This window comes from Succiniclasticum sp., assembly GCF_056977735.1.
On record NZ_DBMCWA010000002.1, the window covers coordinates 128108 to 150820 of the forward strand.

Here is a 22713-nt window from a genome sequence, read left to right on the forward strand (position 1 = left end):
ATCAGTTTCCTCCTTCCGCAGGTTTTGCCGCGGTTGCATCAGGTTTCGGCGCTGCCGGCGCGGTTCCCGGTTTTGCTGCCGCAGCAGCAGGCTTGACCGAAGCGTCTACGCCCAGTCCGGGCCGCAAGTTTACTTTTATGGCCGCAGCCGGCTGTTTCGCGTTGGCCAGCTCATGCCAGGGCATGGGCTTGGCAAGATGGAAGAACTTTCCGCCGTAATCCACTTCCGGGGCAATGAATTCCACGTTCAGCCCGAACAGGTCGTGGATCTCGTTTTCCCAGACAAAGGCGTACCAGTACTGGCCGGTGACGCTCATGACGGAACCGTCCAGAGGCACCACGACCCGCAGGTTTTCCATCACACAATCCTTATCAAAACTGTAGGTCAGTTCATAGCCTTCCGGAATCCGGGTACACAGAATCTGTGTCATTCGGTATCCGTCCTTTTTATACCGGGCTGTTCTTGCCAGCAGCTCCGTTGTTTCAATCTGAGTCATTTCCTGTTTCATTTTCCGGCCTCCTGACTTTTATTGACAGCCACGCCGACTTCCAGATCCTTTTCCCGCAATTCCTGTTTTTCTCTTGCGGGGACCGCCAGCGCCTTCTGCTTTTCTTCCAACACAGACAGGCCTTTCACCACACCGTCGATAATGGACTCCGGTCTTGCAGCGCAGCCCGGCACATACACATCCACCGGGATAGCTTTGTCCATGCCACCCAGCATATTGTAGCAGTCATGGAACACGCCGCCGCTGCAGGCACAGGTCCCTACCGCTATGACCACCTTCGGTTCCGGAATCTGTTCGTAAATCTGTTTCACAACCGGAAGGTTCTGGGTATTTACGCCGCCCGTCACCAGAAAAATATCAGCGTGTTTGGGGTTGCCTGTATTCACAATGCCGAACCGTTCCACATCGTACAGCGGGGTCAGGCAGGCCAGCACCTCGATGTCGCAGCCGTTACAGCTGGAACCATCGTAATGAACAAGCCAGGGAGATTTCTTTATATAACTCATATAAGCCGCATCCTTTCCTTGCCATGCTTATCGTAATATCATTCCTGCCAAAGTCTGTTGCATATGCATGATACAGCCGGAAATAACTCTCAGCGGACCTGCATCAGGAACATAATGTTTACAAAGCCTGCAACCAATGTAACCAGCCATGTGGAAGCCAGCATACTTTCCCATTTTACACGGGAACAGCAGTTGTCCACCAGAATGTCGCCAAAATATGTAACCGCACACATGAACAGCCCCAGCGCCGGACTCCACGGCGCGGCCCAGGCAAAGAACATGTACACAAAACCCAGCAGGAACACATTTTCATACCAGTGTGCCAGTTCGATCACCGCCAGCGACCGCCCGGAGATCTCTGTCAGAGCTCCCTGGATCAGTTCCTGATGCGCTTCATGGGAAACGGAAAGATCAAAGGGTGATTTACGGAATTTAATCAGCAGGATATAGCTCAGCCCGACAAAGATACCGGGCATGTAGATAAAATTCATCTGCGGCGATTTCAGGATCTCACCGATGCTGAACGTACCGCAGTTCAGGTAAAATCCCAGCGCCACCAGCAGCAGCATGGGTTCGTAGGACATGGTCTGCACCAGTTCTCTCTCTGCACCGATCTGACTGTAGGGGGAATTGGAAGAATAGGCGGCGACGATGAAGCAGACGCTGGCCATGGTAAGTGTGAATACTACCAGCAGGATATCCCCATGGGTGAAGAAGAACAGACCGCTGATCACCACAAAGAGAAGAAAACCGGTCACATAGAAGCTCTGGGCTTTGTTTACCGCCACAGGCTGTTTATCCCAAAGCTTGAAAAAATCATAAAAGGGCTGCATAATGGGAGGCCCTACCCTGCGCTGCATGCGTGCGGAAATTTTGCGGTCAATACCGGCCAGCAGGCCGCCAATGACAGGGGCCAGGATCAGATATGCAATCCCCGAAATAATGTTAAGAACCATCTCAGACATGGAAAGCACCTCCGAATATTATTGCAAACTCAATTAACAGACAGGACCCGCAAAGGATGAATCCGCACAGTTTCATCTTTGCCTCCCCGAACCATTTTTCCATATACCAGTTTCGGATCGTAACCGGGATCACCTGCCCGGCAGCACCCCGGTACGACTGGTTGTCGCCGAGGTTTTCCCCGGCCAGGTTGGTAACCACCAGTTTCTTTTCCCGGCCCTTGCCGAAATGCAGCGGCAGGACTACCAGCAACAGAACCATCATGGACATGATAAGCAGATTGCTGCGGGAAATAACTTCCATCGTTGTTTCATACGTAACTTCCAGATAGGGAATCACGGCCATCTGGGAAATTACCGGGAACAGCACGCAGGTCACAATGGTCAGGGCGCTTAACGTACGTAACGCCAGCCACTGCACGCCGTGGATCCCTTCCTCCAGATTCGTCTCTGTAGGAATGTACGCCGTAATTTTGCCCAGCCACTTGGTCCAATAGAACAAGGTAGTGGACGAGCCAAATACGAGAACCAGCAATAACAGCGGATGTCCCGCATCTACGAACGCTTTCATGGCAGCCCACTTGGAAATCAGCATACCGAAAGGCGCCAAAAACATACCGCAGATACCGATGATCATGCAGAGAGCCAACCCCGGCAGCGAACAGAACATGCCGTCGAAGTTTTCAATGTCGCGGCTGCCCAGCTGCTGTTCTGCCGTACCCACCGAAAGGAACATCAGGCTCTTGGCCACTGCGTGGAAAACTACAATCATAATAGCAGTCCAGGCTGCTTCATAGGAACCGATGCCTGCACAGCAGACGATCAGGCCCAGATTGGAAATCGTGGAATAGGCCAGCACTTTTTTTCCGTCAGACTGGGAAATGGCCGCAAACGAAGCAAATAGGAAGGTAGCTCCGCCGATGAACATGGTCATCAGCCCTGCATGGTTGCCGCCCAGAATGGGGCAAAGTTTGATGATCAGGAACACGCCCGCTTTTACCATCGTGGATGAATGGAGCAGTGCCGATGTTGGCGTGGGCGCGACCATGGCTCCCAGCAGCCAGCCGGAAAACGGCATCATGGCTGCTTTGGTAAAACCGCAGAAGACCAGGAGCGCAACCGCCAGTTCAACCGGCTGCGCGCTGCGGCCCAGATTGATCAGCATGGAAAGTTCCACCGTTTCATACTCTGTGCCCAGCCAGATAATGGCCGCGGCAAAGGCTACACCGCCCAACAGATTCATCCACAGGGCTTTAAAGGAATTTTCAACAGCTTCCTGCGTCTGTGTGTAACCGATCAGCAGGAACGAGCACAGGCTGGTAATTTCCCAGCAAGTGTACATGATCAGCAGGTTGTTGGAAATAACCAGGCCGAACATCGCCGAGAGGAACAGGAAGATGACAAAGAAGAAGAACGGACGCCTGTCCTGCACATCACGATGTTCTTTCTGGAATTCTTCCATATATCCTAACGAGAAAACAGCGATGAGGCTGCCAATAATACCGGCAATCAGCACCATGATCAGTGCAAAATTATCAATAGCAAGATCATACCGGACTTCAATCGCATGCCCTATCCTCTGTTCAAACCAGAGGATCCCGGCAAGCTGTACCAGTTCCAGCAACGCGATTTTGAACTTTTTGAACCGTATCAGCGTGTAATAAAAAATGACAGCAGCGGCAATGACGTCCACAGCAAGCAGAATCGCCGGCAGTAAGCCTCCGGTAATTTTAAAAAACTCCGGATGCCCAAAATAACGAACTGCCGTCCCTACAGATAAGACCATAGTAACGGCCGCCGCCAGTTTCACAAGGATGTTGCGGGCCCCATTGCCCCGGAAGCAGAACGCAAGGATTGCCGCCGCTAACGGTACGCCAATCAATAAGCTTGGTAAACACATAAAGCAGTCCTTCTTTCCTAATTAGTGTACATGATAAGCCAGGGATATCGTGAATATAGCGTATACTTTATCATAATATAAGGAATCTGGCAAGCCTGTTTTTAAATTTTCTTTTAAATCATTGCTGAATTTCGTTTTATTGTAATAATCGCAACAGTATAGCGGTATTTACTGTACCGGGAACCGGAACGTTACCGGGTTTTGCCTGTGCTGCCGAAACCGCCGCTGCGTTCTTTTTTTTCTGCAGCATTGTCGTCGTCAGTCGTCAGGTATTTATAAAAAATACCCTGGGCAACCCGTTCGCCTTTCTTTAACACCAGCGGCTGCAGGCCGGTGTTCACCAGCGCCAGCATGATGTGGCCTTCGTTATCCGGATTGTTATAGTAATCCGCGTCGATGATCCCTACATTGTTCACGAGGCGGAGTCCGGATTTGATTGCCATGCTGGAACGGATATGGACCCCAAGGAACTCATCCTCCTGCATATACGCCTTGACGCCTGTGGGCACCATCACCAGACGGTTCGGCAGCAGTGCCACATCCTCCGGAACGCAGATATCATAGCCGGCAGACGTTTTCGTCTTACGCGCCGGCATGGGAAACTCTGCCTCTTTATACTTACTGATCTTTTCAAAACCGCGGATCTTCATTATACACCCTCCCCCGTTACTTATCTGTTCTCCCGGCGCTGATACCGGGCATTAAATCTGTATTTACTACGATTATACCATATCCCACCGGGATTATCGAAAAATATTCTGTATACAGCAAAAAACTTTTAAAATCAGGATAATTCATATATAATATAGGCAACGCAACAAAAAGACAAAAACACTCAGGTAATCATCAGAAACAGGAGGCTGAATATGGAAACAACACAGGTCGTTAATTTCAGACGGGAAGTCCTGCGCAAGATTGCGGAATACACGTGGAATGACTGTCTGCCGGAGCATATTTACGATATCCTTTACCACACGGTACGAGATAATACGCCCCGGGTCCGCTGCTGTGTCCATAAAGAACGGGCCGTTTTGAAGAACCGCGTCCAGATGGCTTTGTGGCAGCCCCTGGGCCTCAACATCATCAATGCGGCAAAAGCAGCGCTGGACGGAGAGTTTGACAGGAAGCTCCCCATCATCGACGTACTGCCCGATGCCTGCGACGCCTGCCCCATTGACAAATACTACGTTACCGACGTATGCCGCCACTGCATCCAGCACAACTGCATGAACAACTGTCCCAAAAAAGCCATTTCCGTCGTCAACAACCGGGCTTTCATTAACCGGGACATCTGCATCGAATGCGGTCGCTGCGCCAAATCCTGTCCTTACGGCGCCATCATCGAAATCAACCGTCCCTGCATCCGGGCCTGTGCCCTGGAAGCTCTTTCCGCCGGGGAAGACAGACGGACCAAAATCGATTACGATAAATGCACCAACTGCGGCAACTGCCGGGCAGCCTGTCCTTTCGGCGCGCTGGACGAACGAAGCATGCTCGTCCCCCTGCTGCTGGCCTTAAAGCAGCACAAGCCGGTCATCGCCATGCTGGCCCCTTCTTTCGTGGGACAGTTCGGCATGAAAGTAACCCCCGCCCAGGTCATCGCCGGCCTGCATAAATTAGGTTTTACAGACGTGGTAGAAGTAGCCATAGGCGCGGATATAACTACCCTGCATGAAGCGGAAGAATTTCTGGAAAAAGTACCGGAAAAGATTTCATTCATGACCAGCTCCTGCTGTCCGGCTTTTGTCTCTTTAGTGAAAAAGCATTTCCCGGAATACGAAGAGAATATTTCCAAGACCACATCCCCCATGGTCTCCTGCGGTTTGTATGTCAAAAACAAACATCCGGAAGCCATGACCTGCTTCATCGGCCCCTGCATCGCCAAAAAACGGGAATGCCTGGAGCATCCCGACGCAGTCGACTTCGTACTGACCTATGAAGAATTACAGTGTATCTTTGAGGGAACCGGCATTGACCTGACCCAGCCGGCAGAAAAAGAATACGTCACCCAGGCAACCGCCGGCGGCATTGGCTTCCCTCTGACCCGCGGCGTGCAGGCTTCCATGAAAGAAGTACTGCCCCTGGAACGGCAGGCATCCTTATCCGCAGAATATGCCGACGGCCTGGAAAACTGCAATGATAAGCTGACGCTGATCAAAAACGGCAAACTCGCCGCGGAGTATTTTGAAGGCATGGCCTGCTGCAACGGCTGCGTCAACGGGCCCGGCTCCCTTGCACAACAGGGACTGACCCGTGTACTGGTTACAAAATTCCAGAAAGCTGCAGAAAAAAAGACCAGCGACCAATTGAAGGAAGCAGTGGACGCTGTAAAGAAAATCAGTTTTGAAGTGTAATTCGTTTAAATATTTACGTTTCAATCTATAATAGAATTTGCAAAACCTGACCTGAATAAAAACAAAAAAAGACGGGCTGGACAGAATATGTATCAGGATTCTGTTCCAGCCCTTAAATTATAGTAAAAGAGAAGGATTCTATTAATTTCAAAGTGACTTACGATACTTCAACGTGTTGCGATGCCTTCGGTCATTGGTTTGCTCATTTAGCTTCTTTGAAGCTGAACAGTACGCCCTGATACTGTACCGGGCAGTCCAGCTTCCGGTTTGTAAGCATTTTGTAATGATCCGCCTGGCTTAAGCGTTTATGGGTCAGCCACTGGACCATAGATTCCGATTTAACGCTTCCTTCTCCAACATACTCGGGTACTGCCAGATAACCGGTTCTCATAACGATAGTAGACATGATGTTTTCCTCCTTTGATAAAACTAATTCAATTCTACGGTGTTTTGTTTTGCTAATCAGGATGCATTCCTAATTTCTGATTGCATTATACACGCTCTTTCCAAATTTGTATAATATCCGTCCGGCATGATTTATATGCAATTTTGGAATACGTGCGGAAAACGTGCCGGAAACATACCGGTTTGGCATAACAGATATGAAAAACCGGAATATATTTTATCCTGAACCAGTCGAAACCTCTTGCCACAACAGGCTTTCCACGGTTTCCCCTTCCCCTGTTTCACGGAAACTATCCGGGTTGCGGAAACAACCGAAACCCTGTATAATACACTTGCGCTTTGGTATGGGTCTGAATTTGGGTAACTGCAAACGGGTAAAAATTATCACGCATAATAATTACAAGGAGGAACAGCCATGGGCGAAACAAAGCAATACAATGAAAACGAATTGTATGAAATGTACGATTACCTTCTGCAAAAGGAACAGGAACTGGAAGCCGCTATGTTAAAGGCTTCCCCGGAAGGCCTTAACGCTAACCGTGAAAAGGAACAGCTTAAACTGTTGAAAGGGTTTGTCCGGCAGGAAATCAAAGCGCTGATCCAGAGGGAAGCGCTGGCAGGCAGGACATTAAGCCTTAAAAGCAAAGAATTTGAAGATTGAACCCCAAAAACGGCGCCGGCTCCGGATTACCATAAGTAGTCCGGAGCCGGTGCTTTCTATATTTTACTTTCTTTTTCCAGCCTTCGAATATCACACAATCTTCTTGAATCGCTATTCTCATTATAAAACTGGATGAATTTCAGCGCCAATGGGGATAACGGTCGCCCTTTAACCTTAACGACGGATTTGTAAAGCTCCGTGTCAATATCCAATATTTTTTTAATGTTATATACATCCGGTTCAAGTACTTCCCCCGGATCCACCGGAACCACAGCCACGCCGCTGTCGATAAGCGCCCACTGCAGCGCTGTAAAACGCGATGTATTGATGCTGAGTACTTTTGGCCGGAAGCCGATTTTATCGCATGCCTTCTGCAAAATAGCATAGCAGCCTGAAGAAACACTCAGGGGAATGTTCCTTAAATCGCTCAGATTTAATCCTTTACGTCTCGAACTCTCCATCCACCGGGAGTCATGCTTAAACACCGCCGCCAGATATTCATCACGGCGGAACAGTTCTTCAAAATTATCTTCCTGCCCTATCGGCGTGCTCAAAATTCCAATCTCGGTGATTCCATTCAGCAGTTGCTGGCTCTGCTCATAAAAACTGGTTTCAAAAATTTCAAAACTAACATCCGGGTACAATTCCGAAAAGGGCTGCAACGTCTTATTGATAAACGAAGCGGAACGGGAATTCGCCACGCTGATCCGCAAGGTGCCGGCCGCTCCTTTTTTCGTGCTGATGATTTCTTCTTTGGCAAGATCCTCCAGCGAACAGATATATTTCGCTTTCTGGTACAGCAGCCGTCCTGCTTCTGTTAATACGACCTTACGGCTGCCGCGTTCTGTAATCAGAAGCTTGGCCCCATAAAAATTCTCCAACGTGCGAAGCTGTTTGCTGAGCGCGGGCTGCGCCACATGCACATACTCAGCGGCACCCGTCAGGCTGCCGGTTTCGATGACAGCCAGGAAATTACGATAGTTTTCAAGATCCATAATGCCTCCTACACAACAGGGTATACTTGCGTCACTCCATACGCATTTCATTTTACCACAAAATATATCAAATACAATATGTGCTAATTGATAATCGTTTCTAATATTCCGTTTGGTTATATTTTTGTTGCCTAACGGGTATTTTTATTTTTCAGCCCGCTGCCCTATACTGAAACTACCCTAGCAATTACCCAAAGTTGCAAGCAAGAGCTGTGAATAAATAAACCGTACAGTTTTTGCCCGACCCGGACAGGAGGATACAGATATGCTTCCGGAATTTACGATGAATGCAAAAAAAATCGCATCAATGAATCTTTCCGACGAAACAAAAAGGCTGGAGCGGTTTCTGAAGAGCCTGGACTCTCACAAGTATCACCGCATACTCGGCGACGCCGCCACCCATCCCTTTTATCTGAATCCTGACAAAATGTATACGATGCGCGAATTGCCTGATCTCCTGCCGCCAAAAACTGAAGAAACGGCACCAGAGAAAAAGAGAACGACTAAAAAATGAAAAATGGAGGTTTACCACATTATGACACCAGTTACTAAATGCCTGCTACTGCTTCTGGTAGTATCAATCCTTTTTGTTACGGAAATAATTCCATTGGCTGTCACTTCAATGTCAGCCGCTATTGCCTGCTGGATTTTAGGCCTTGTTCCTGCCAAAGGAATCTTTCTTGGCCTGGCCGATTCCAACGTTATCCTGTTTGCCGGTATGTTCGTCGTAGGCGCTGCCATGTTCCATACTGGCGTGGCCCAGAAGGTTGGCAGTAAAATCGTCCGGGTCTGCGGCCAAGGTGAAAACACGCTTATGATCGGTCTTATGGTTGTCGCTGCTTTTATGTCTGCCTTTCTTTCCAACACAGGCACAACTGCCTGCCTCATCCCTGTTGTCATGAGTATCTGCGCTACTGCAAAGCTTTCCCCCCAGCGTCAGTTAATGCCTCTGGCCTTTGGTGCCGGCCTAGGCGGAACCATCACGCTGATTGGTACGCCGCCCAATATGCTGGCCAACGTTGCACTGGAAGCTGCGGGCATGCCGGAACTGAAATTTGGTTTTTTTGAATACGCTTACATCGGTATACCTATTACCATCGCCGGTATTATTTACATGATTTTTATCGGCAAATACCTGTTACCTAAAGACCGGGATTTTGATCCCGATAAGTTGGAAGCGGAAGCCCGGGACGCGGAAGGCATTATCGTTAAGACCAGCAAGCAGATTATTTGCGGCCTCATTATTTTAGCCGTAATCATCAGTATGGCTCTGGATGTAATCCCGCTGCATATCGTAGCCGTAATCGGCGCACTGCTGTGCGTGCTGACCGGCTGCCTTACAGAACAGCAGGCTTATGCTTCAATTGACTGGATTACTATCTTCCTGTTCGCCGGCATGATTCCCGTTGCGGAGGCCATGAATACCACCGGCGCCGGCAAAGCCATTGCAGCCGCAACAGTAGAAATGATGGGCGGCGATCCTTCACCCTACGTTGTTACAGCAGTTTTGTTTGTACTGGCAGTCGTGCTCACCCAGTTTATGTCCAACACCGCTTCCAAAGCTCTTCTGTGCCCAGTCGGCATCGCTCTGGCCCAACAGCTTGGTGCTTCACCCCGAGCAGTGCTTATGGCGATTCTGATCGCATCTTCCTGCGCGTTCGCTTCACCGGTAGGCACACCCCCCAATACGCTGGTACTCGGCCCCGGCCATTACCGCTTCACCGATTATATCAAAGCAGGCGGCGGTTTGATCTTTGTCTGCTTCGTAGTATCGTTGATTGTAATTCCGACAGTCTGGCCCTTCTTCCCCGGTAAATAACCACCTTTGGAAAGAAGTTGACCATAAACATAAGAACCCGCAGTCTGAGCCGCTGCGGGCACCTCCTTCTTAAGGCCTGCGGAGTTTTAGATGATTCCGTACGCCCTAAAAAAACAGCACTGACATTTCTGCCAGTGCTGTTTTTGTAATTTCTTTTATATTTTATTTTCCCTGCAGGATTGCTTTGCGGGACAGGTTGATGCGGCCCTTGCTGTCAATTTCTACGCATTTAACCATAATCTCATCCCCAACGGAAACCACGTCTTCCACTTTTTCCACGCGCTCGGTGGAGAGCTGGGAAATGTGGACCATGCCTTCCTTGCCAGGCAGGATTTCAACAAACGCGCCAAAGTTCATGATGCGGGTTACTTTGCCGGTGTAGATCTTGCCCACTTCCGCTTCCGCCGTAATGCCGTCAATGGCTTTGATTGCCTTTTCAATGGCATCGGAGTCCGGGGAAGCGATATACACTTTGCCGGTATCTTCGATATCGATCTTGGCGCCGGTGTCTTCCACGATCTTCTTAATGGTCTTGCCGCCAGGCCCGATGATCTTGGCAATCTTTTCCGGATCCACGGTGATGGACGTAATCTTCGGAGCCCACCGGGACAGGGACTTGCGGGGCTCGCTGATGCATTCCATCATCTTGCCCATGATGAATTCACGGCCGCGTTTGGCCTGGGCCAGCGCCTGTTCGAAGATCTCACGGTTGATGCCGTCGATCTTCATATCCATCTGCATGGCGGTGATGCCATGTTCTGTACCGGCTACCTTGAAGTCCATATCGCCCAGGGCGTCTTCCAGACCCTGAATATCCGTCAGGATGGTGAAGAAGTCGCCGTCCTTTACCAGGCCCATGGCCACACCGGCTACCGGCGCTTTAATGGGCACGCCCGCGTCCATCAGGGACAGGGTGCTGGCGCATACGGAACCCATGGAAGAAGAACCGTTGGATTCCAGTACTTCGGAAACCAGGCGCAGGGTGTACGGGAAATCCTCTTCGGAGGGAATCACCGGCAGCAGTGCACGTTCTGCCAGCGCGCCATGACCGATCTCACGACGGCCGGGGCTGCGCAGGGGTTTGGTCTCGCCTACGGAATACGGCGGGAAATTGTAATGGTGGATGTAACGCTGCGTCTCTTCCGGTCCCAGCCCTTCGATGATCTGCGCATCGCGCAGCGGGGCCAGGGTGCAGGCGTTCATGATCTGGGTCTGGCCGCGGGTGAAGAGAGAGGAACCGTGTACGCGGGGCAGCAGGCCTACGCGGCAGGTAACCGGACGTACTTCATCCAGGGCACGGCCATCCGGGCGGATCTTGTCCACCGCAATGGTACGGCGTACGATTTTCTTAACCAGCTTCTGGGTAATATAGGCAACGTCGGTGCCGTTTTCCGGATACTTTTCGATAAACGCTTCCGCGATCTCTTTCTTCACACGGTCCACGTTTTCTTCGCGCTGCAGCTTGTTGGCGTCCATGAGGGCCGCCTTCAGTTTTTCCGCGCCAAACTCTTCGATCTCTTTTACCAGTTCTTCCGGCGGATTGTACTTGGGCACTTCCATCTTCGGCTTGCCGATCTCAGCTTGGATGCCGCTGATAAATTCACAGATCTTTTTGATGTTCTCATGGGCAAAGAAAATGGCGTCCAGCATTTCCTGTTCGGAAATTTCCTTGCAGCCTGCTTCTACCATTAAAATCGCATCACTGGTACCGGCTACCGCCAGGTTCAGGCGGCTCACCTTGAACTGCTCAAGGGTCGGGTTGATGATGTATTTTCCGTCGATCAGGCCTACCCGCACACCGGCGATGGGGCCTTCAAAGGGAATATCGGAAACACACAGCGCGGCAGAGGCGCCGATCATGCCCGGGATATCCGGCGCATTGTCCGGGTCTACGGAAACCGCAGTAGCTACGATCTGTACATCATTCCGGTATCCGTCCGGGAACATGGGACGGATGGGGCGGTCGATCAGACGGCTGGTCAGTACCGCATGGGTGCTGGGACGGCCTTCCCGTTTGATAAAGCCTCCGGGAATCTTGCCAACGGCGTACATCTTTTCTTCAAAATCAACAGTCAGCGGGAAGAAATCCACGCCTTCACGGGGAGTCTTGGTACCCGTTGCGGCCACTACTACTACCGTATCGCCATAGCGTACCAGTAAACCGCCGTTGGCCTGCTTGCAGACTTCGCCGAACTCCAGTGTCAGCGGTCTGCCGCCCAGGTCCATTGTGTAACTTTTCATCTTTTTTCCTCCTATACTCTTACACTTTCTCTTACCTTTGCGATAAAACTTACCGCAACTATAAAAATGGGTAACTGAAAACAAGCATAAACATATATATTATAAAGTTTGTTACACTTTTGGTCAATATTAAAATAGTAATAATGAAAAGATTTTCCTGTTTCTTCACAGATTGCAATACAATGTGGGAACTAAGTGTTTTTATACAAAATCATCCCCCGTACATTTCATCCATCGTAATTAATACCACCTCGCCATTTTTCTGTTTTTCAAGCAAGGCCTCGGTGAAACCGGATTTTGAAAAAATATAATAAAAACACGCATCATTTGTATTGGTGAAAACAGATGCATAATTACGGATCAGATCCAGTTCGCCGGTTCCGATCTTCTCATTTTTAAATTTGCAGGAACCGATCAGGTATTTTCGTCCGGCCCGGACATTGTTCGCCCTGGAATCCAGCGCCACAATGTCCAGCTGGATTTCTTTCTTTTCTGTGGGATGGGCGCCCCACCATTCGCCGATTATACCGACAGTAAAAGGAAGTTTTTTTGCATAATGTATCAGGTATTGCCGGCAAATCTGCTCAAACACCAGCCCCATATATTCCGCAAGGTAACTGCCAACAGCTCCGTCATAAACCGCAGGCATGGTTCCGGCGGTGACCGCCAGCATGTTGCCCGGGACAAACCGGTACCAGAAACGGAAAAAATTATCCGTAATACGATACAGGGACTTTCGCCACGGGTTCTCAGTCACCGGCGCCGTTTTCCGTAAAATCCCAAGCTCTGTCAGCACGCTGATATATTTTGCGCATTTTGCCGTATCAAGGCCGGTCCGCAACGCAATATCATTAAGCCTGGCCGCGCCGCCGGCAATGGCGCCGATGATGGAATTGTAAACAGCCGGTTCCCGCAGTTCCTGTTTCAGTAAATTTTCCGGTTCCTCAAAAAGGTAGGCCGAGGTGTCAAAGAAGTTTTCCAGTAAAGCTTCTTTAATGCTTCCCTGTACATTCAGCTTATTTATATAATGCGGAACGCCGCCGGTGATACCATATAACAGCGCATTGTCTTCCGGGGAAAGTTCCGGATGAAATTTTGCCGCTTCAAGATACGTAAGAGGCTCAATCTTAAACTGTGCCGTTCGCCTGCCAAACAAGGGACTCTTCTGCCCCAGCACTTCCTTTTCCATAAAGCTCATGGAAGAACCGCAGAGAATAAGAAATAACCGGCTGTCCTGCCAGTCGTAGTCCAACAGATGCTGCAGCCGGGAAGGAACCGAAGCATCCGCTTTGGCCAGATAGGGAAATTCATCAATCACAAACACGACCCGCTCTTTCGCAGCCAGACGTGTTATTTCGGCAAAGGCAGCATCGAAGGTCGCATATTTAGGAGCCTCCGTTGCATCCGGATGCTGATACAGATATATGGACCGGGACAGCGCAGTCAGATTATCCTGCGCATTCGAGTTCAGCGCCGGAAAATAAACAACTGGCTTGTCTTTGACAAATTCATTGATCAGCGCCGTCTTTCCCACCCGCCGACGACCGTAGATTACAATGCATTCCATCGAATTACTGTTATATCTGTGATTCAGTTTTCGCAATTCCATTTCACGACAGAGAAACATCTTACGCCTCCATACAAAAACTCGTAAGTTAGTGAATCACGAGTTACTAACTTACGAGTATATTACAATATAAAGTGAAAACTGTCAAGATAATTGAAAGCACCTGACAGCAGTCATTGTGCTACAGTAAATATAAACTGCCTGAGAGTGGAGGCGCTACGTTTGCCGGCGCCCACCCTCGCGCGGCGCAATCCTTCCAGGTTTGTTTGTAAGCAAAAAAACGCGGCCTGCCATTTCTGGCAAGCCGCGTTTGCATGCGTTTCATTTCGGAGACAATAATCCGTTTTTCTAATTATTTACGTTACAGCGTTCCCAATACTTCAACAGGCAAACTACCCATTTAAGTATTCTGACACATTACCCAAACAGCCTTGCAAAGAACCCCTTCTTTTCAGGCTTCTGGCTTTTGCTCTGCGTAAAGACCGAAGGCAGCCTGTTCACATACAATTCCGGCGGCAACGCTTTGTTTTCCAGAATATGCCGCGGTCGGACCGAAAGCAGTTCCTCTGCCATTTCTTCACTCCAGTGCTTTACCAGCTTTTCCCGGGCGCCTTTTAAATTCGTGGTCCGGTGCCGCAGATTGTGGGCATCGCTGCCTAAAAACGCGATCATATCCCTGTTCAGCAATCTGTGTACATTATCATGTGCTCTTTGACCGAACACACCTGTCAGACTGCCTCCGTTACTCTGGGCCACGCAGCCCCTTTGCAGCAGGTTCAGCAGTTTTTCCGGCTGCTCCATCAATTGCATCTGCCGTTCCGGATGAGCCAGTACCGGTACGATGTCCATTAGCTGCAGTTCATAGATCATATCTTCCAGGTTGGGCGGCAGCATCAGGCTGGGCAGTTCCATTAAACAATACCGGCTGTCCGCCAGACAAAACCGGCTGTGATCTTCCCGAATCAGCTCCAAAAGATCCCAGTTCAGTTCCGTTTCCGCGCCAGGGTAAATGCGAATAGGTATCTCTCTTGCATCCGCTTCCTTCTGCAAGGTTTCCACGTGGCGCCGGATAGCGTCCCAGGTCAGTGTCGTGCTTACATCAATTACATGAGGTGTTGCAATAATATCTGTTGTTCCGGTTTCGGCGGCCATCTGCAGCAATGCTATGCTGGTTTCCATATCCCGGCTGCCGTCGTCAACGCCGGGTATGATGTGGGAATGGATATCGATTTGCATGGGTTTTTGGGTATCTCCTAGTATCTGCGACTACTATTTCCAACCGTCTTCCGCTACGCTGTCCATACGGTCCAGCAGGATGGTGCCGTCTTCCCTCACTGTACCGTAAATGGTGCAGCGCTGCCCCAGCGGTACATACGCCCCGTTCATGTAAACGTTCACCTTCGCATTGCGGATGTTCCAGAATTCCATCAGCGTATCTTTTTCAATTGTCTTGATAGGGCGGACAACAACAGCTACTTTCGTTCCGGTAGGTGTGTCCTTGATGTCTTCTAGTTCCACTTTCTTATATGCGCCGAGGTCCGTCACATTCGCCACGTTGTTCTGATAGAAATTCTGTCTGTCGCTCACCGGGTTCTCGTGGAAGTATGCCACGTCACGGTCCGTATCGATCTTGGCGGAGTTCTTGATTTCTTCCGGTTTCCGTTCGCTTTCCTGCTGGATGCGCACCACAGGGTCCTTGTATTCTACTTTCTTCATTTTGAAGTAGTCGCCTTTTTCGTCCGTCTTCATCTCCCCCTTGGCTGTGAAGTAATGACGATTCAGCATGCGGCCGCCGTGTTTGCCCACGTCCATCCGGATCTCCTGACCGTCGGTGGTCGTCACTTTATAAATCGTCCCTTTCTCATGGCCGGTGATCCGCACGCGAAGGGAAAGTTCTTCTGCTTTCGCAGCTTCCTTGTCCGGCGCCGCAAAAGCGGTAAACGCACAGACAGCGGAAACAGCCAGACAGGACACTACAGCAGTCATCAGTTTTTTCGTACTCATATTTTCACGTCCTCTCGTATTGATCCGTGCCCCGGGGCGTCGACTCCGGAACCGGGTAGTATCGGTCAGGACGGGAAGGACAGGCATGCAGCCCTTCCCTCCTGCTTTATCACAACACGCTTACCTGTTTCAAACTGCTATTATCCGCGCTGCGGGATAATGCGTACACGCTGGATATGCGGCGTGCCATCGTTGTAATGCGTCAGCGTATCAACCTTTACGCGGGCCAGTTCCGGAGCGAATTCCTGTAACATCCGGTTGTCCACTTCGATGCCCTTGCTCATCAGGCGGTAGATGATGGCTGCCATCTCGTACCGGGTCAGCTGGCGGTTGCCCTTGAAGTAACCGTCCTGGTAACCTTCCAGAACACCGTTGCCGGCCAGTACTGCCACATAATCATAGGCCCAGTGGTTTTCCGGCGTATCCGGGAAGATTGCTGTCTTGGACGGATCCAGACCGCCCTTGCCGGTCAGGTCATAGACCAGGGCTTTCAGTTCTGCCACTTCTTCACGCAGCTCGATGATTTCCTTCGCCATGGCTTTCTTGGAGCGGGACTGATTACTGTGCTGACCAAAGCGCCATGTGATTCCTGCGTTAATCATATCATCACCGTTTCCTACAGTAGCACCCAGGCTGAAGATCGTATCATCATTCGGATGATAGAATGCGCCGATTGCGGCTGCAGTCTCACCTCTGTAATGACCTACGCCAGCAGAGAATTCCAGCTTGTCGTCCGGGTCAAAGTCCAGCGGATGGAGAGCAGCCAGTGCCGCAGCACCTGCCAGGCCTTTCTTCATTCGGTTATCCAGATTATCAATCCTGTTGTTTACAGCATTGATGTTATTATCAATTCGCTGCATTTCCTCAGGATCAACACCTGCTCCATCTTTGCCGTCTACGCCGTCTTTACCATCAATGCCGGGATCGCCTTTGTCACCTTTGTCGCCTTTATCACCCTTATCTCCTTTTTCGCCGGTATCGCCTTTGTCACCCTTTTCACCAGGCGCACCGTCTTTACCATCTACGCCATCCTTACCATCTTTGCCGTCAACACCGTCTTTTCCGTCCTTGCCGTCAACGCCATCTTTACCGTTGATGCCATCTTTACCATCCCGGCCATCACGCCCGTCAAGTCCGTTCAAACCATCCCTGCCATCTTTGCCGTCAGCACCATCCTTGCCGTTGATGCCATCTTTACCGTCACGGCCATCACGTCCGTCTTTACCATCAACACCATCCTTTCCATCGGCGCCATCTTTACCAGCTGCGCCATCTTCGCCGTTCTTAATGTTGATTTCCTTTCCGTCGCTGAAGGTTACCGTAGTTCCGGTTTCGTCGCTCACGGTCTTGGTAATGGTTACTGATGTTCCATCTTTACCATCAACACCGTCTTTTCCGTCAACACCATCTTTACCATCCCGGCCATCACGTCCATCTTTACCATCAACACCATCCTTGCCGTCGGCGCCATCTTTACCAGCTGCACCATCTTCGCCGTTCTTAATGTTGATTTCCTTTCCGTCGCTGAAGGTTACCGTAGTTCCGGTTTCGTCGCTCACGGTCTTGGTAATGGTCACCGATGTTCCATCCTTACCATCAACACCGTCCTTACCATCAACGCCATCCTTACCATCAACGCCATCTTTACCATCAACGCCATCTTTACCATTCTTGATATCGATTACGTTTCCGTCGCTGAAAGTTACCTTGGTGCCTTCTGGTGTAACCTCTTTGTTCGTGATAGTCACTGATGTGCCATCTTTGCCATCCACACCATCCTTACCGTCAACGCCATCCTTACCATTCTTGATATCGATTACGTTTCCGTCGCTGAAGGTGACTGTAGTACCTTCCGGTGTAACCTCTTTGTTCGTGATAGTCACTGATGTACCATCTTTGCCATTTACGCCGTCTTTACCATCTGTGCCGTTTTTGATTTCAATTTCCTTTCCGTCGCTGAAGGTTACCGTAGTTCCGGTTTCATCGCTCACGGTCTTGGTAATGGTTACAGATGTACCATCCTTACCGTCAACACCATCTTTACCAGGATCTCCTTTCTCACCTTTCAAGTTCGGATCATTCTTAATGTATTCTTCATCAAGACCAACATGCCAATAGCCCTTAGAAATTTCAGACGCTTTCAGCCCATCGCCAAAGTCGAAGGAAACATTTAATTTGTCGGTACTGCCAACCGAAGAACCTGCTGTATAGCCGCTCTTATTACTACCGCCAGTATAAACGCTGAACATAGAAGGTACATTAACCGTATACTGGGAATATCCATTGGATATGTTCCTGTCTACCGTTACGTTGCTTCCTGCCAACACTTCTACGCGAGCGCGCTTCAGCTGTGCTACGTTTACTGCGTCCGTGTCTGCCATACCGGCAGCCACACCGGTAATCTGGCGGGTATTCTGCGCGCCATTACCTACTGCGATGGCATTTTCATTCGCTTTCCATACCGGACTTCCATCCGTACTTGCTGCATTTAATAAAATATCATACCCTTCGATCCCGGCTTCTGTGGAGGCGACCGAACGACTGCCCAGGGCCACCGCATCGGTTACCACTACTTCTGCATCCTCGCCGATGGCCGCTGAGTTTTTCGCATCTTTACTGGTCTTACCACCACTCATTGCCAGGGAATTCTCAGCCTGTGCTACGCTTCCTTCACCAACAGCCGCCGCATTCGTTGCTCCCTTAACTGTTGTGCCGCCAATGGCCGCCATAGAGTTGTCCGCACTGGCATGAGAATTGTTGCCAAAGGCTGTAGAATCCGCTCCACTTGCCGCCGAATTCATACCGAACGCCGTAGCATTTTCACCTTCAGCCACCGTTCCAGTGCCAAACGCCGTAGCCTGGTTCCCATTTGCAGTCGTACCAGAGCCAAACGCCATGGCTTTGTTTCCGTTTGCGATAGTGCCACTGCCAAACGCCATTGCATAATCGCCCTTGGCCTCGGCATTTTCACCAAATGCCATTGCGTAATTACCAGTTGCTTTACCGCCCTGCATCGCTACCGAGAACTCGCCGGTAGATACCGACTGTCCTCCAATGGCTACAGCTCCTTTGCCTTTCGTCGCGTCACTCTTATCACCGGCTTTTGCGCCCTGGCCAATCGCAACAGACTGCTCGCCAAACGCTTCTGCATCTACACCTAATGCAATAGAGTTTTCCTTTCTGGCTTTTGCTTCAGAACCTATGGCAATACTGTTCTTTCCCTGCGCATACGCATAGAGACCGCTCTCGTGACCTTTCGCTGTCGCTTCCTCTACGCCGTCAATATTTACAAACGGGCTGATAATTTCCTGCTTGCCTTCCTTATTTTCCTTTAATCCTACAACACGGTTATCCGTTGCGATGCTGTCACCGCCTCCAATGATATAGGTCTTACCGTCGTAGGTAATTTCCGTAATGTTGTCACCTTCGGTGGTTGCACTTTCGAATTTGCTGCTAATCTTAATGCCATAACCATTCTGGGTTTCCGTGTTTTGCATATTAGAAGCGGAAATATCAATGCCTTTACCGGCAATGAGCTGTACGTTGCTCTTGTCCGTATTGGCATCCGGTTTGCCTACTACAGACTGGGGCAATGCGCCATCATCATTGGTACCACCGTCTTTGTCGATACCAACCTTCCACTGCAGCTGGTCATAGGCAGCGTATAATTGGGATCCGTTGATAGCATCTGTGCTGTCAGACAATATTCGGCCTGCAGCTACGTTCGTGATCGTACGTTCTTTTCCTGCATCGCCTACACTGACTGTTCCGATTACGTTCTCTCCAGTTCCTGCAAATCGGCTGGAACTGTACTTCAGGCTTCCAACTACGACATCGTTTTCGCCTGCAGTTTCATAGCCATCTACCGTATCGGCCTTAGCATAGCTTCCCAGAGCAACAGAATCCTCAAGAACACTGTCAGCATCAGTACCCAGAGAAACACTGTTCTTACCGAAGGTATGGTCGTTTTCTTCAATATGATAACCAACGACAACCGTATTGTCTTCTGTAGTGGTAACATTATTGCCAACCACAAAAGAATTGATTCCCTTAGTTTTGTCACCGTCCACACCAATAGTATTGTTATTGCCGAGAGCATAAGAACGGTTCGCGTAAATCTTATTCGGATCGCCAAAAGCTCCGGAATAATCACCGGATACAATATGGCCATTACCAACCGCAAGGCTCTGTTCACCGGAAACCTGGTTCTCATTGCCCATTGCGTAGCTGTTGTCACCAGAAACTGTGTTCAAATGACCGTATGCACCGGCAAAGGTTTCTTTTTTACCGGTAATGGTGTTGTTAGAACCCACCGCATAGCCGGTAACATCGCCTTCGCTTGCTTTAACCAGACCGGTCGAGTTGTCAGGTTCAACTGTACCGACAGTATTAAGGGAACCAACACCTAAAGAATCCGGACCGGAAACTTTGTTCTGCATACCAAAAGCATTACTGCGTTCACCTGTCGTCATGTTGCCATAACCGGCTGCAGTACTATAGTCGCCGGCAGCCTGGTTGGCTCCGATAGATTCATAGGTACGTTTGCCTTCTGTATTTACACCATCACCAGTAGCATCATCAGGCGTATTATCGAAATCATCTTCCCCTTCGGTATGGTTGATAGACCAGCCTGCACCGATTGCCGTACTGAATTTACCGGTTGCCTGATTGGAATCGCCGACCGCTACCGCATGCCAGCCTTCCGCATTGGTTCCGGCACCTACTGCTGTCGTAAACTCAGAAGTGGCACGGGCACGGTTACCGACAGCTACAGCCGAATTACCGGACGCTGCTCCTTTAACCAGATATTCCAGTCCATTGTCATCGGTTTCAATAACATCAGCTAAAATATCTCCGCTTGTTTTATCAAAAATATTTTCTTTCAGACCTGCAATCGCTTTATTACCAATTGCAATGGAGTTCCAGGCATTGGCGTGGGCGTTATTACCATAAGCCGTTGCATTGCGCATCCTCGCCTGTGTATTGCGACCGACTGCGGTTGCATCTTTGCCGTCAACATAGCTGTCGCGTCCGATAGCAATGCTCTGGTCGGCAACAAGGCGCTGGATATGGTTGCTCTGCTCATCCGCCAGTTTCATCTTGGGATTGCCACTCTCATCCAGGACAACGTTGCCATCATCGTCAGTTTCCTGTTCCCATTTCCACTGCTCGTTATCAAGATACTGTACAGTAGCGTTATCGCCAATCGCAATCGCATAATTGGTATTGCCACCTGCCAGGCGGCCCATTGCTATGCTGGACTGGCCGTATGTATGAGCGTAATTACCCACAGCGATTTCCTGGTTATCGTGCGTATTGGCGCTTTCGCCAATCGCAATAGCCGATGCGCCTTCAGCCTTACTTCCCAGGCCAACAGCTGTAGCATGCCAGCCGGTAGCCTTGCTATTCCCACCGACAGCAGTCTGTCCGGCTCCTGCAGCCTTTGCATTGACGCCAACAGCCGTACTGAAATCATCGGAGTTTAACATTCCGGTCTGCCAGGCTTCAAAATCCAAATCATTTTGAAGTTGTGGAGACAATTCATTCCAGCGGGACTGCGTGTACCAATACTTTTCATTATCTGACCAGTTTGCATAGTCCGGAGGTAAATTCTTATTTAATTCGTATTCAAAACGATTCTGAATCTCGGTTCTAACAGCTTCTTCACTGCCATACTTTGTCAAAACCGCATTTCTCAAGCTTTCTTTGCGCTCTTGCACAGTATTAACAGAAGACCAGTCGCCTGCATAACTGCCCGACCCAATAGCTACATTGTTATAACCACTGCCAATTCTGCTGTCTGCGCCGACTGCCGTGTTGTTGGCGCCAACATATTTCATTATTGCTTGTCCAGTACTATAATCATAATAGTACCGCCTTATTCCAACTTTGCTGTTTGTACCGATAGCGGTATTTAAAGTTTCCCCTGCAGCCGTACTTGAATATCCTACCGCAATATTCTGTTCACCAAAAACGTTGGTTGAAGCGCCTACCGCTGTACCTTTGTCGCTGATGACGTTGCTGTAACTACCCACAGCAACGCTATTAGCAACATCGCCGGTCACGCCATAATTATATCCTAAACTCTTTAATCCAACATAACTGCCAGCGCCCAGTGCAACATTTCGTTCACCGTTAATGTGGCTGTCCCCGCCAACGGCTGTTGAATAATCGCCTTTAGCAGTTGTATTGACGCCGGCAGCCATGGCGTACCTGCCTGTGGCCCCATCGTTGTCATAGTTTGCCTCATGTTCTCCGTCAACCGGTTCCGGTACGCTGTAATAATGTGTTCCGGCCAATTTTAACTGTGCAACGTTGACCGCATCGGTATCGGCGGTACCTGCTGCTACTCCTGTAATCTGGCGGGTCGCAGTTGCAGCCGAGCCAATTTTTGCATCAGTATCACCGGCTGCGCCGCCTACGGAAACAGCGCCCAGGGGCTGACCCAGGTTGCGCTCTCCTTGTCTTCCCCTGCATAGCTTTTCCCGGTTGTCACATCATAACCGGCGCCAGCACCGCCATTCTGCATCGCCCGTTTCGCTACCGAATGGGAACCAATGGCAACTGTATCTGCCCCTTCTGCTGCAGAAGCTTTTCCTAATGCAATCGAAGCATCCCCAGTAGCTTTAGCATAATTTTGGAATGTCGTCTGAGCTTTGTTATAAGATTCAGTCAGTGCCGAAATCTGAGAATCGATTTCCGACGTATCTGCCGTTGCATCTTCATCCACTAACGCCTGTTTTGCCGCTTCCAGTTCTGCTTTTTTTGCATCATAATCCTGCATAGTCTGA

Annotated in this window: 17 protein-coding genes and 1 pseudogene; 4 read left to right on the plus strand and 14 right to left on the minus strand. The window is 49.8% G+C overall.

The window, feature by feature from the left end; genetic code table 11:
- Position 1: 1 nt before the first annotated feature.
- From ACZOWY_RS01795 to ACZOWY_RS01815, 5 genes are all read right to left on the minus strand, one after another.
- Positions 2–508, minus strand: a complete 507-nt coding sequence (locus ACZOWY_RS01795) for a hydrogenase (RefSeq protein ID WP_484392461.1) — start codon at positions 506–508, stop codon at positions 2–4.
- Positions 505–1014 (minus strand): NADH-quinone oxidoreductase subunit B family protein, encoded by a 510-nt coding sequence (locus ACZOWY_RS01800; RefSeq protein ID WP_484392462.1) that lies wholly within the window; start codon positions 1012–1014, stop codon positions 505–507. Before ACZOWY_RS01800 ends, ACZOWY_RS01795 begins: the two co-directional genes overlap by 4 nt.
- Positions 1015–1103: 89 nt before the next feature.
- Positions 1104–1979, minus strand: coding sequence for a respiratory chain complex I subunit 1 family protein (locus tag ACZOWY_RS01805; RefSeq protein ID WP_484392463.1), 876 nt, complete (start codon positions 1977–1979; stop codon positions 1104–1106).
- On the minus strand, positions 1972–3876 hold the full coding sequence (locus tag ACZOWY_RS01810) for an NADH-quinone oxidoreductase subunit 5 family protein (RefSeq protein ID WP_484392464.1): 1905 nt from the start codon (positions 3874–3876) through the stop codon (positions 1972–1974). The genes ACZOWY_RS01805 and ACZOWY_RS01810 overlap by 8 nt, the downstream gene beginning before the upstream one ends.
- A gap of 191 nt (positions 3877–4067) precedes the next feature.
- Positions 4068–4526, minus strand: coding sequence for a dCTP deaminase/dUTPase family protein (locus ACZOWY_RS01815; protein ID WP_484392465.1), 459 nt, complete (start codon positions 4524–4526; stop codon positions 4068–4070).
- 216 nt (positions 4527–4742) lie between these two features.
- Here ACZOWY_RS01815 and ACZOWY_RS01820 point away from each other — a divergent pair, with 216 nt between their 5' ends.
- Positions 4743–6230: a monomeric [FeFe] hydrogenase gene (locus ACZOWY_RS01820; protein ID WP_484392466.1), complete on the plus strand. Its 1488-nt coding sequence runs from the start codon at positions 4743–4745 to the stop codon at positions 6228–6230.
- Positions 6231–6432: 202 nt separating this feature from the next.
- On the opposite strand, the gene ACZOWY_RS01825 is transcribed toward ACZOWY_RS01820, so the two are convergent.
- Complete coding sequence (locus tag ACZOWY_RS01825) at positions 6433–6636, minus strand: hypothetical protein (protein ID WP_295357487.1); 204 nt, start codon at positions 6634–6636, stop codon at positions 6433–6435.
- A 414-nt stretch (positions 6637–7050) separates the two neighbouring features.
- Here ACZOWY_RS01825 and ACZOWY_RS01830 point away from each other — a divergent pair, with 414 nt between their 5' ends.
- Entirely contained in the window at positions 7051–7296 is a 246-nt protein-coding gene (locus ACZOWY_RS01830) for a hypothetical protein (RefSeq protein ID WP_295357484.1), read from the plus strand.
- Between the two features lie 56 nt (positions 7297–7352).
- Here ACZOWY_RS01830 and ACZOWY_RS01835 read toward each other — a convergent pair whose 3' ends face one another.
- Positions 7353–8291, minus strand: coding sequence for a LysR family transcriptional regulator (locus tag ACZOWY_RS01835; protein WP_484392467.1), 939 nt, complete (start codon positions 8289–8291; stop codon positions 7353–7355).
- Positions 8292–8556: 265 nt separating this feature from the next.
- On the opposite strand from ACZOWY_RS01835, the gene ACZOWY_RS01840 reads away from it, so the two are divergent.
- Positions 8557–8805: a hypothetical protein gene (locus ACZOWY_RS01840; RefSeq protein ID WP_484392468.1), complete on the plus strand. Its 249-nt coding sequence runs from the start codon at positions 8557–8559 to the stop codon at positions 8803–8805.
- Between the two features lie 21 nt (positions 8806–8826).
- A complete protein-coding gene (locus tag ACZOWY_RS01845) occupies positions 8827–10110 on the plus strand; it encodes an SLC13 family permease (protein WP_484392469.1) in 1284 nt (427 codons plus the stop codon).
- Positions 10111–10272: 162 nt separating this feature from the next.
- Here ACZOWY_RS01845 and ACZOWY_RS01850 read toward each other — a convergent pair whose 3' ends face one another.
- From ACZOWY_RS01850 to ACZOWY_RS01880, 7 genes and pseudogenes are all read right to left on the minus strand, one after another.
- A complete protein-coding gene (locus ACZOWY_RS01850) occupies positions 10273–12351 on the minus strand; it encodes a polyribonucleotide nucleotidyltransferase (protein WP_484392470.1) in 2079 nt (692 codons plus the stop codon).
- Between the two features lie 211 nt (positions 12352–12562).
- Positions 12563–13918, minus strand: a complete 1356-nt coding sequence (locus ACZOWY_RS01855; RefSeq protein ID WP_484392471.1) for an ATP-binding protein — start codon at positions 13916–13918, stop codon at positions 12563–12565.
- A gap of 417 nt (positions 13919–14335) precedes the next feature.
- Entirely contained in the window at positions 14336–15154 is an 819-nt protein-coding gene (locus ACZOWY_RS01860) for a tyrosine-protein phosphatase (protein WP_484392472.1), read from the minus strand.
- Positions 15155–15187: 33 nt separating this feature from the next.
- A complete protein-coding gene (locus ACZOWY_RS01865) occupies positions 15188–15922 on the minus strand; it encodes a hypothetical protein (protein ID WP_484392473.1) in 735 nt (244 codons plus the stop codon).
- 140 nt (positions 15923–16062) lie between these two features.
- Complete coding sequence (locus ACZOWY_RS01870; RefSeq protein WP_484392474.1) at positions 16063–22221, minus strand: YadA-like family protein; 6159 nt, start codon at positions 22219–22221, stop codon at positions 16063–16065.
- Positions 22222–22371, minus strand: a pseudogene (locus ACZOWY_RS01875) (hypothetical protein); the annotation flags it as partial.
- Positions 22341–22706 carry a hypothetical protein gene (locus ACZOWY_RS01880; RefSeq protein ID WP_484392547.1) on the minus strand — a complete coding sequence of 122 codons (366 nt, stop codon included), beginning with the start codon at positions 22704–22706 and terminating at the stop codon, positions 22341–22343. The pseudogene ACZOWY_RS01875 and the gene ACZOWY_RS01880, both read right to left, overlap by 31 nt.
- Between the last annotated feature and the right edge of the window lie 7 nt (positions 22707–22713).

Excerpts from the sequence above, each read along its gene's own strand:
- ACZOWY_RS01795 (WP_484392461.1), bottom strand. The coding sequence starts at position 508 with ATGAAACAGGAAATGACTCAGATTGAAACAACGGAGCTGCTGGCAAGA.
- ACZOWY_RS01800 (WP_484392462.1), bottom strand. The coding sequence starts at position 1,014 with ATGAGTTATATAAAGAAATCTCCCTGGCTTGTTCATTACGATGGTTCC.
- ACZOWY_RS01805 (WP_484392463.1), bottom strand. The coding sequence starts at position 1,979 with ATGTCTGAGATGGTTCTTAACATTATTTCGGGGATTGCATATCTGATC.
- ACZOWY_RS01810 (WP_484392464.1), bottom strand. The coding sequence starts at position 3,876 with ATGTGTTTACCAAGCTTATTGATTGGCGTACCGTTAGCGGCGGCAATC.
- ACZOWY_RS01815 (WP_484392465.1), bottom strand. The coding sequence starts at position 4,526 with ATGAAGATCCGCGGTTTTGAAAAGATCAGTAAGTATAAAGAGGCAGAG.
- ACZOWY_RS01820 (WP_484392466.1), top strand. The coding sequence starts at position 4,743 with ATGGAAACAACACAGGTCGTTAATTTCAGACGGGAAGTCCTGCGCAAG.
- ACZOWY_RS01825 (WP_295357487.1), bottom strand. The coding sequence starts at position 6,636 with ATGTCTACTATCGTTATGAGAACCGGTTATCTGGCAGTACCCGAGTAT.
- ACZOWY_RS01830 (WP_295357484.1), top strand. The coding sequence starts at position 7,051 with ATGGGCGAAACAAAGCAATACAATGAAAACGAATTGTATGAAATGTAC.
- ACZOWY_RS01835 (WP_484392467.1), bottom strand. The coding sequence starts at position 8,291 with ATGGATCTTGAAAACTATCGTAATTTCCTGGCTGTCATCGAAACCGGC.
- ACZOWY_RS01840 (WP_484392468.1), top strand. The coding sequence starts at position 8,557 with ATGCTTCCGGAATTTACGATGAATGCAAAAAAAATCGCATCAATGAAT.
- ACZOWY_RS01845 (WP_484392469.1), top strand. The coding sequence starts at position 8,827 with ATGACACCAGTTACTAAATGCCTGCTACTGCTTCTGGTAGTATCAATC.
- ACZOWY_RS01850 (WP_484392470.1), bottom strand. The coding sequence starts at position 12,351 with ATGAAAAGTTACACAATGGACCTGGGCGGCAGACCGCTGACACTGGAG.
- ACZOWY_RS01855 (WP_484392471.1), bottom strand. The coding sequence starts at position 13,918 with ATGGAATGCATTGTAATCTACGGTCGTCGGCGGGTGGGAAAGACGGCG.
- ACZOWY_RS01860 (WP_484392472.1), bottom strand. The coding sequence starts at position 15,154 with ATGCAAATCGATATCCATTCCCACATCATACCCGGCGTTGACGACGGC.
- ACZOWY_RS01865 (WP_484392473.1), bottom strand. The coding sequence starts at position 15,922 with ATGAGTACGAAAAAACTGATGACTGCTGTAGTGTCCTGTCTGGCTGTT.
- ACZOWY_RS01880 (WP_484392547.1), bottom strand. The coding sequence starts at position 22,706 with ATGCAGGATTATGATGCAAAAAAAGCAGAACTGGAAGCGGCAAAACAG.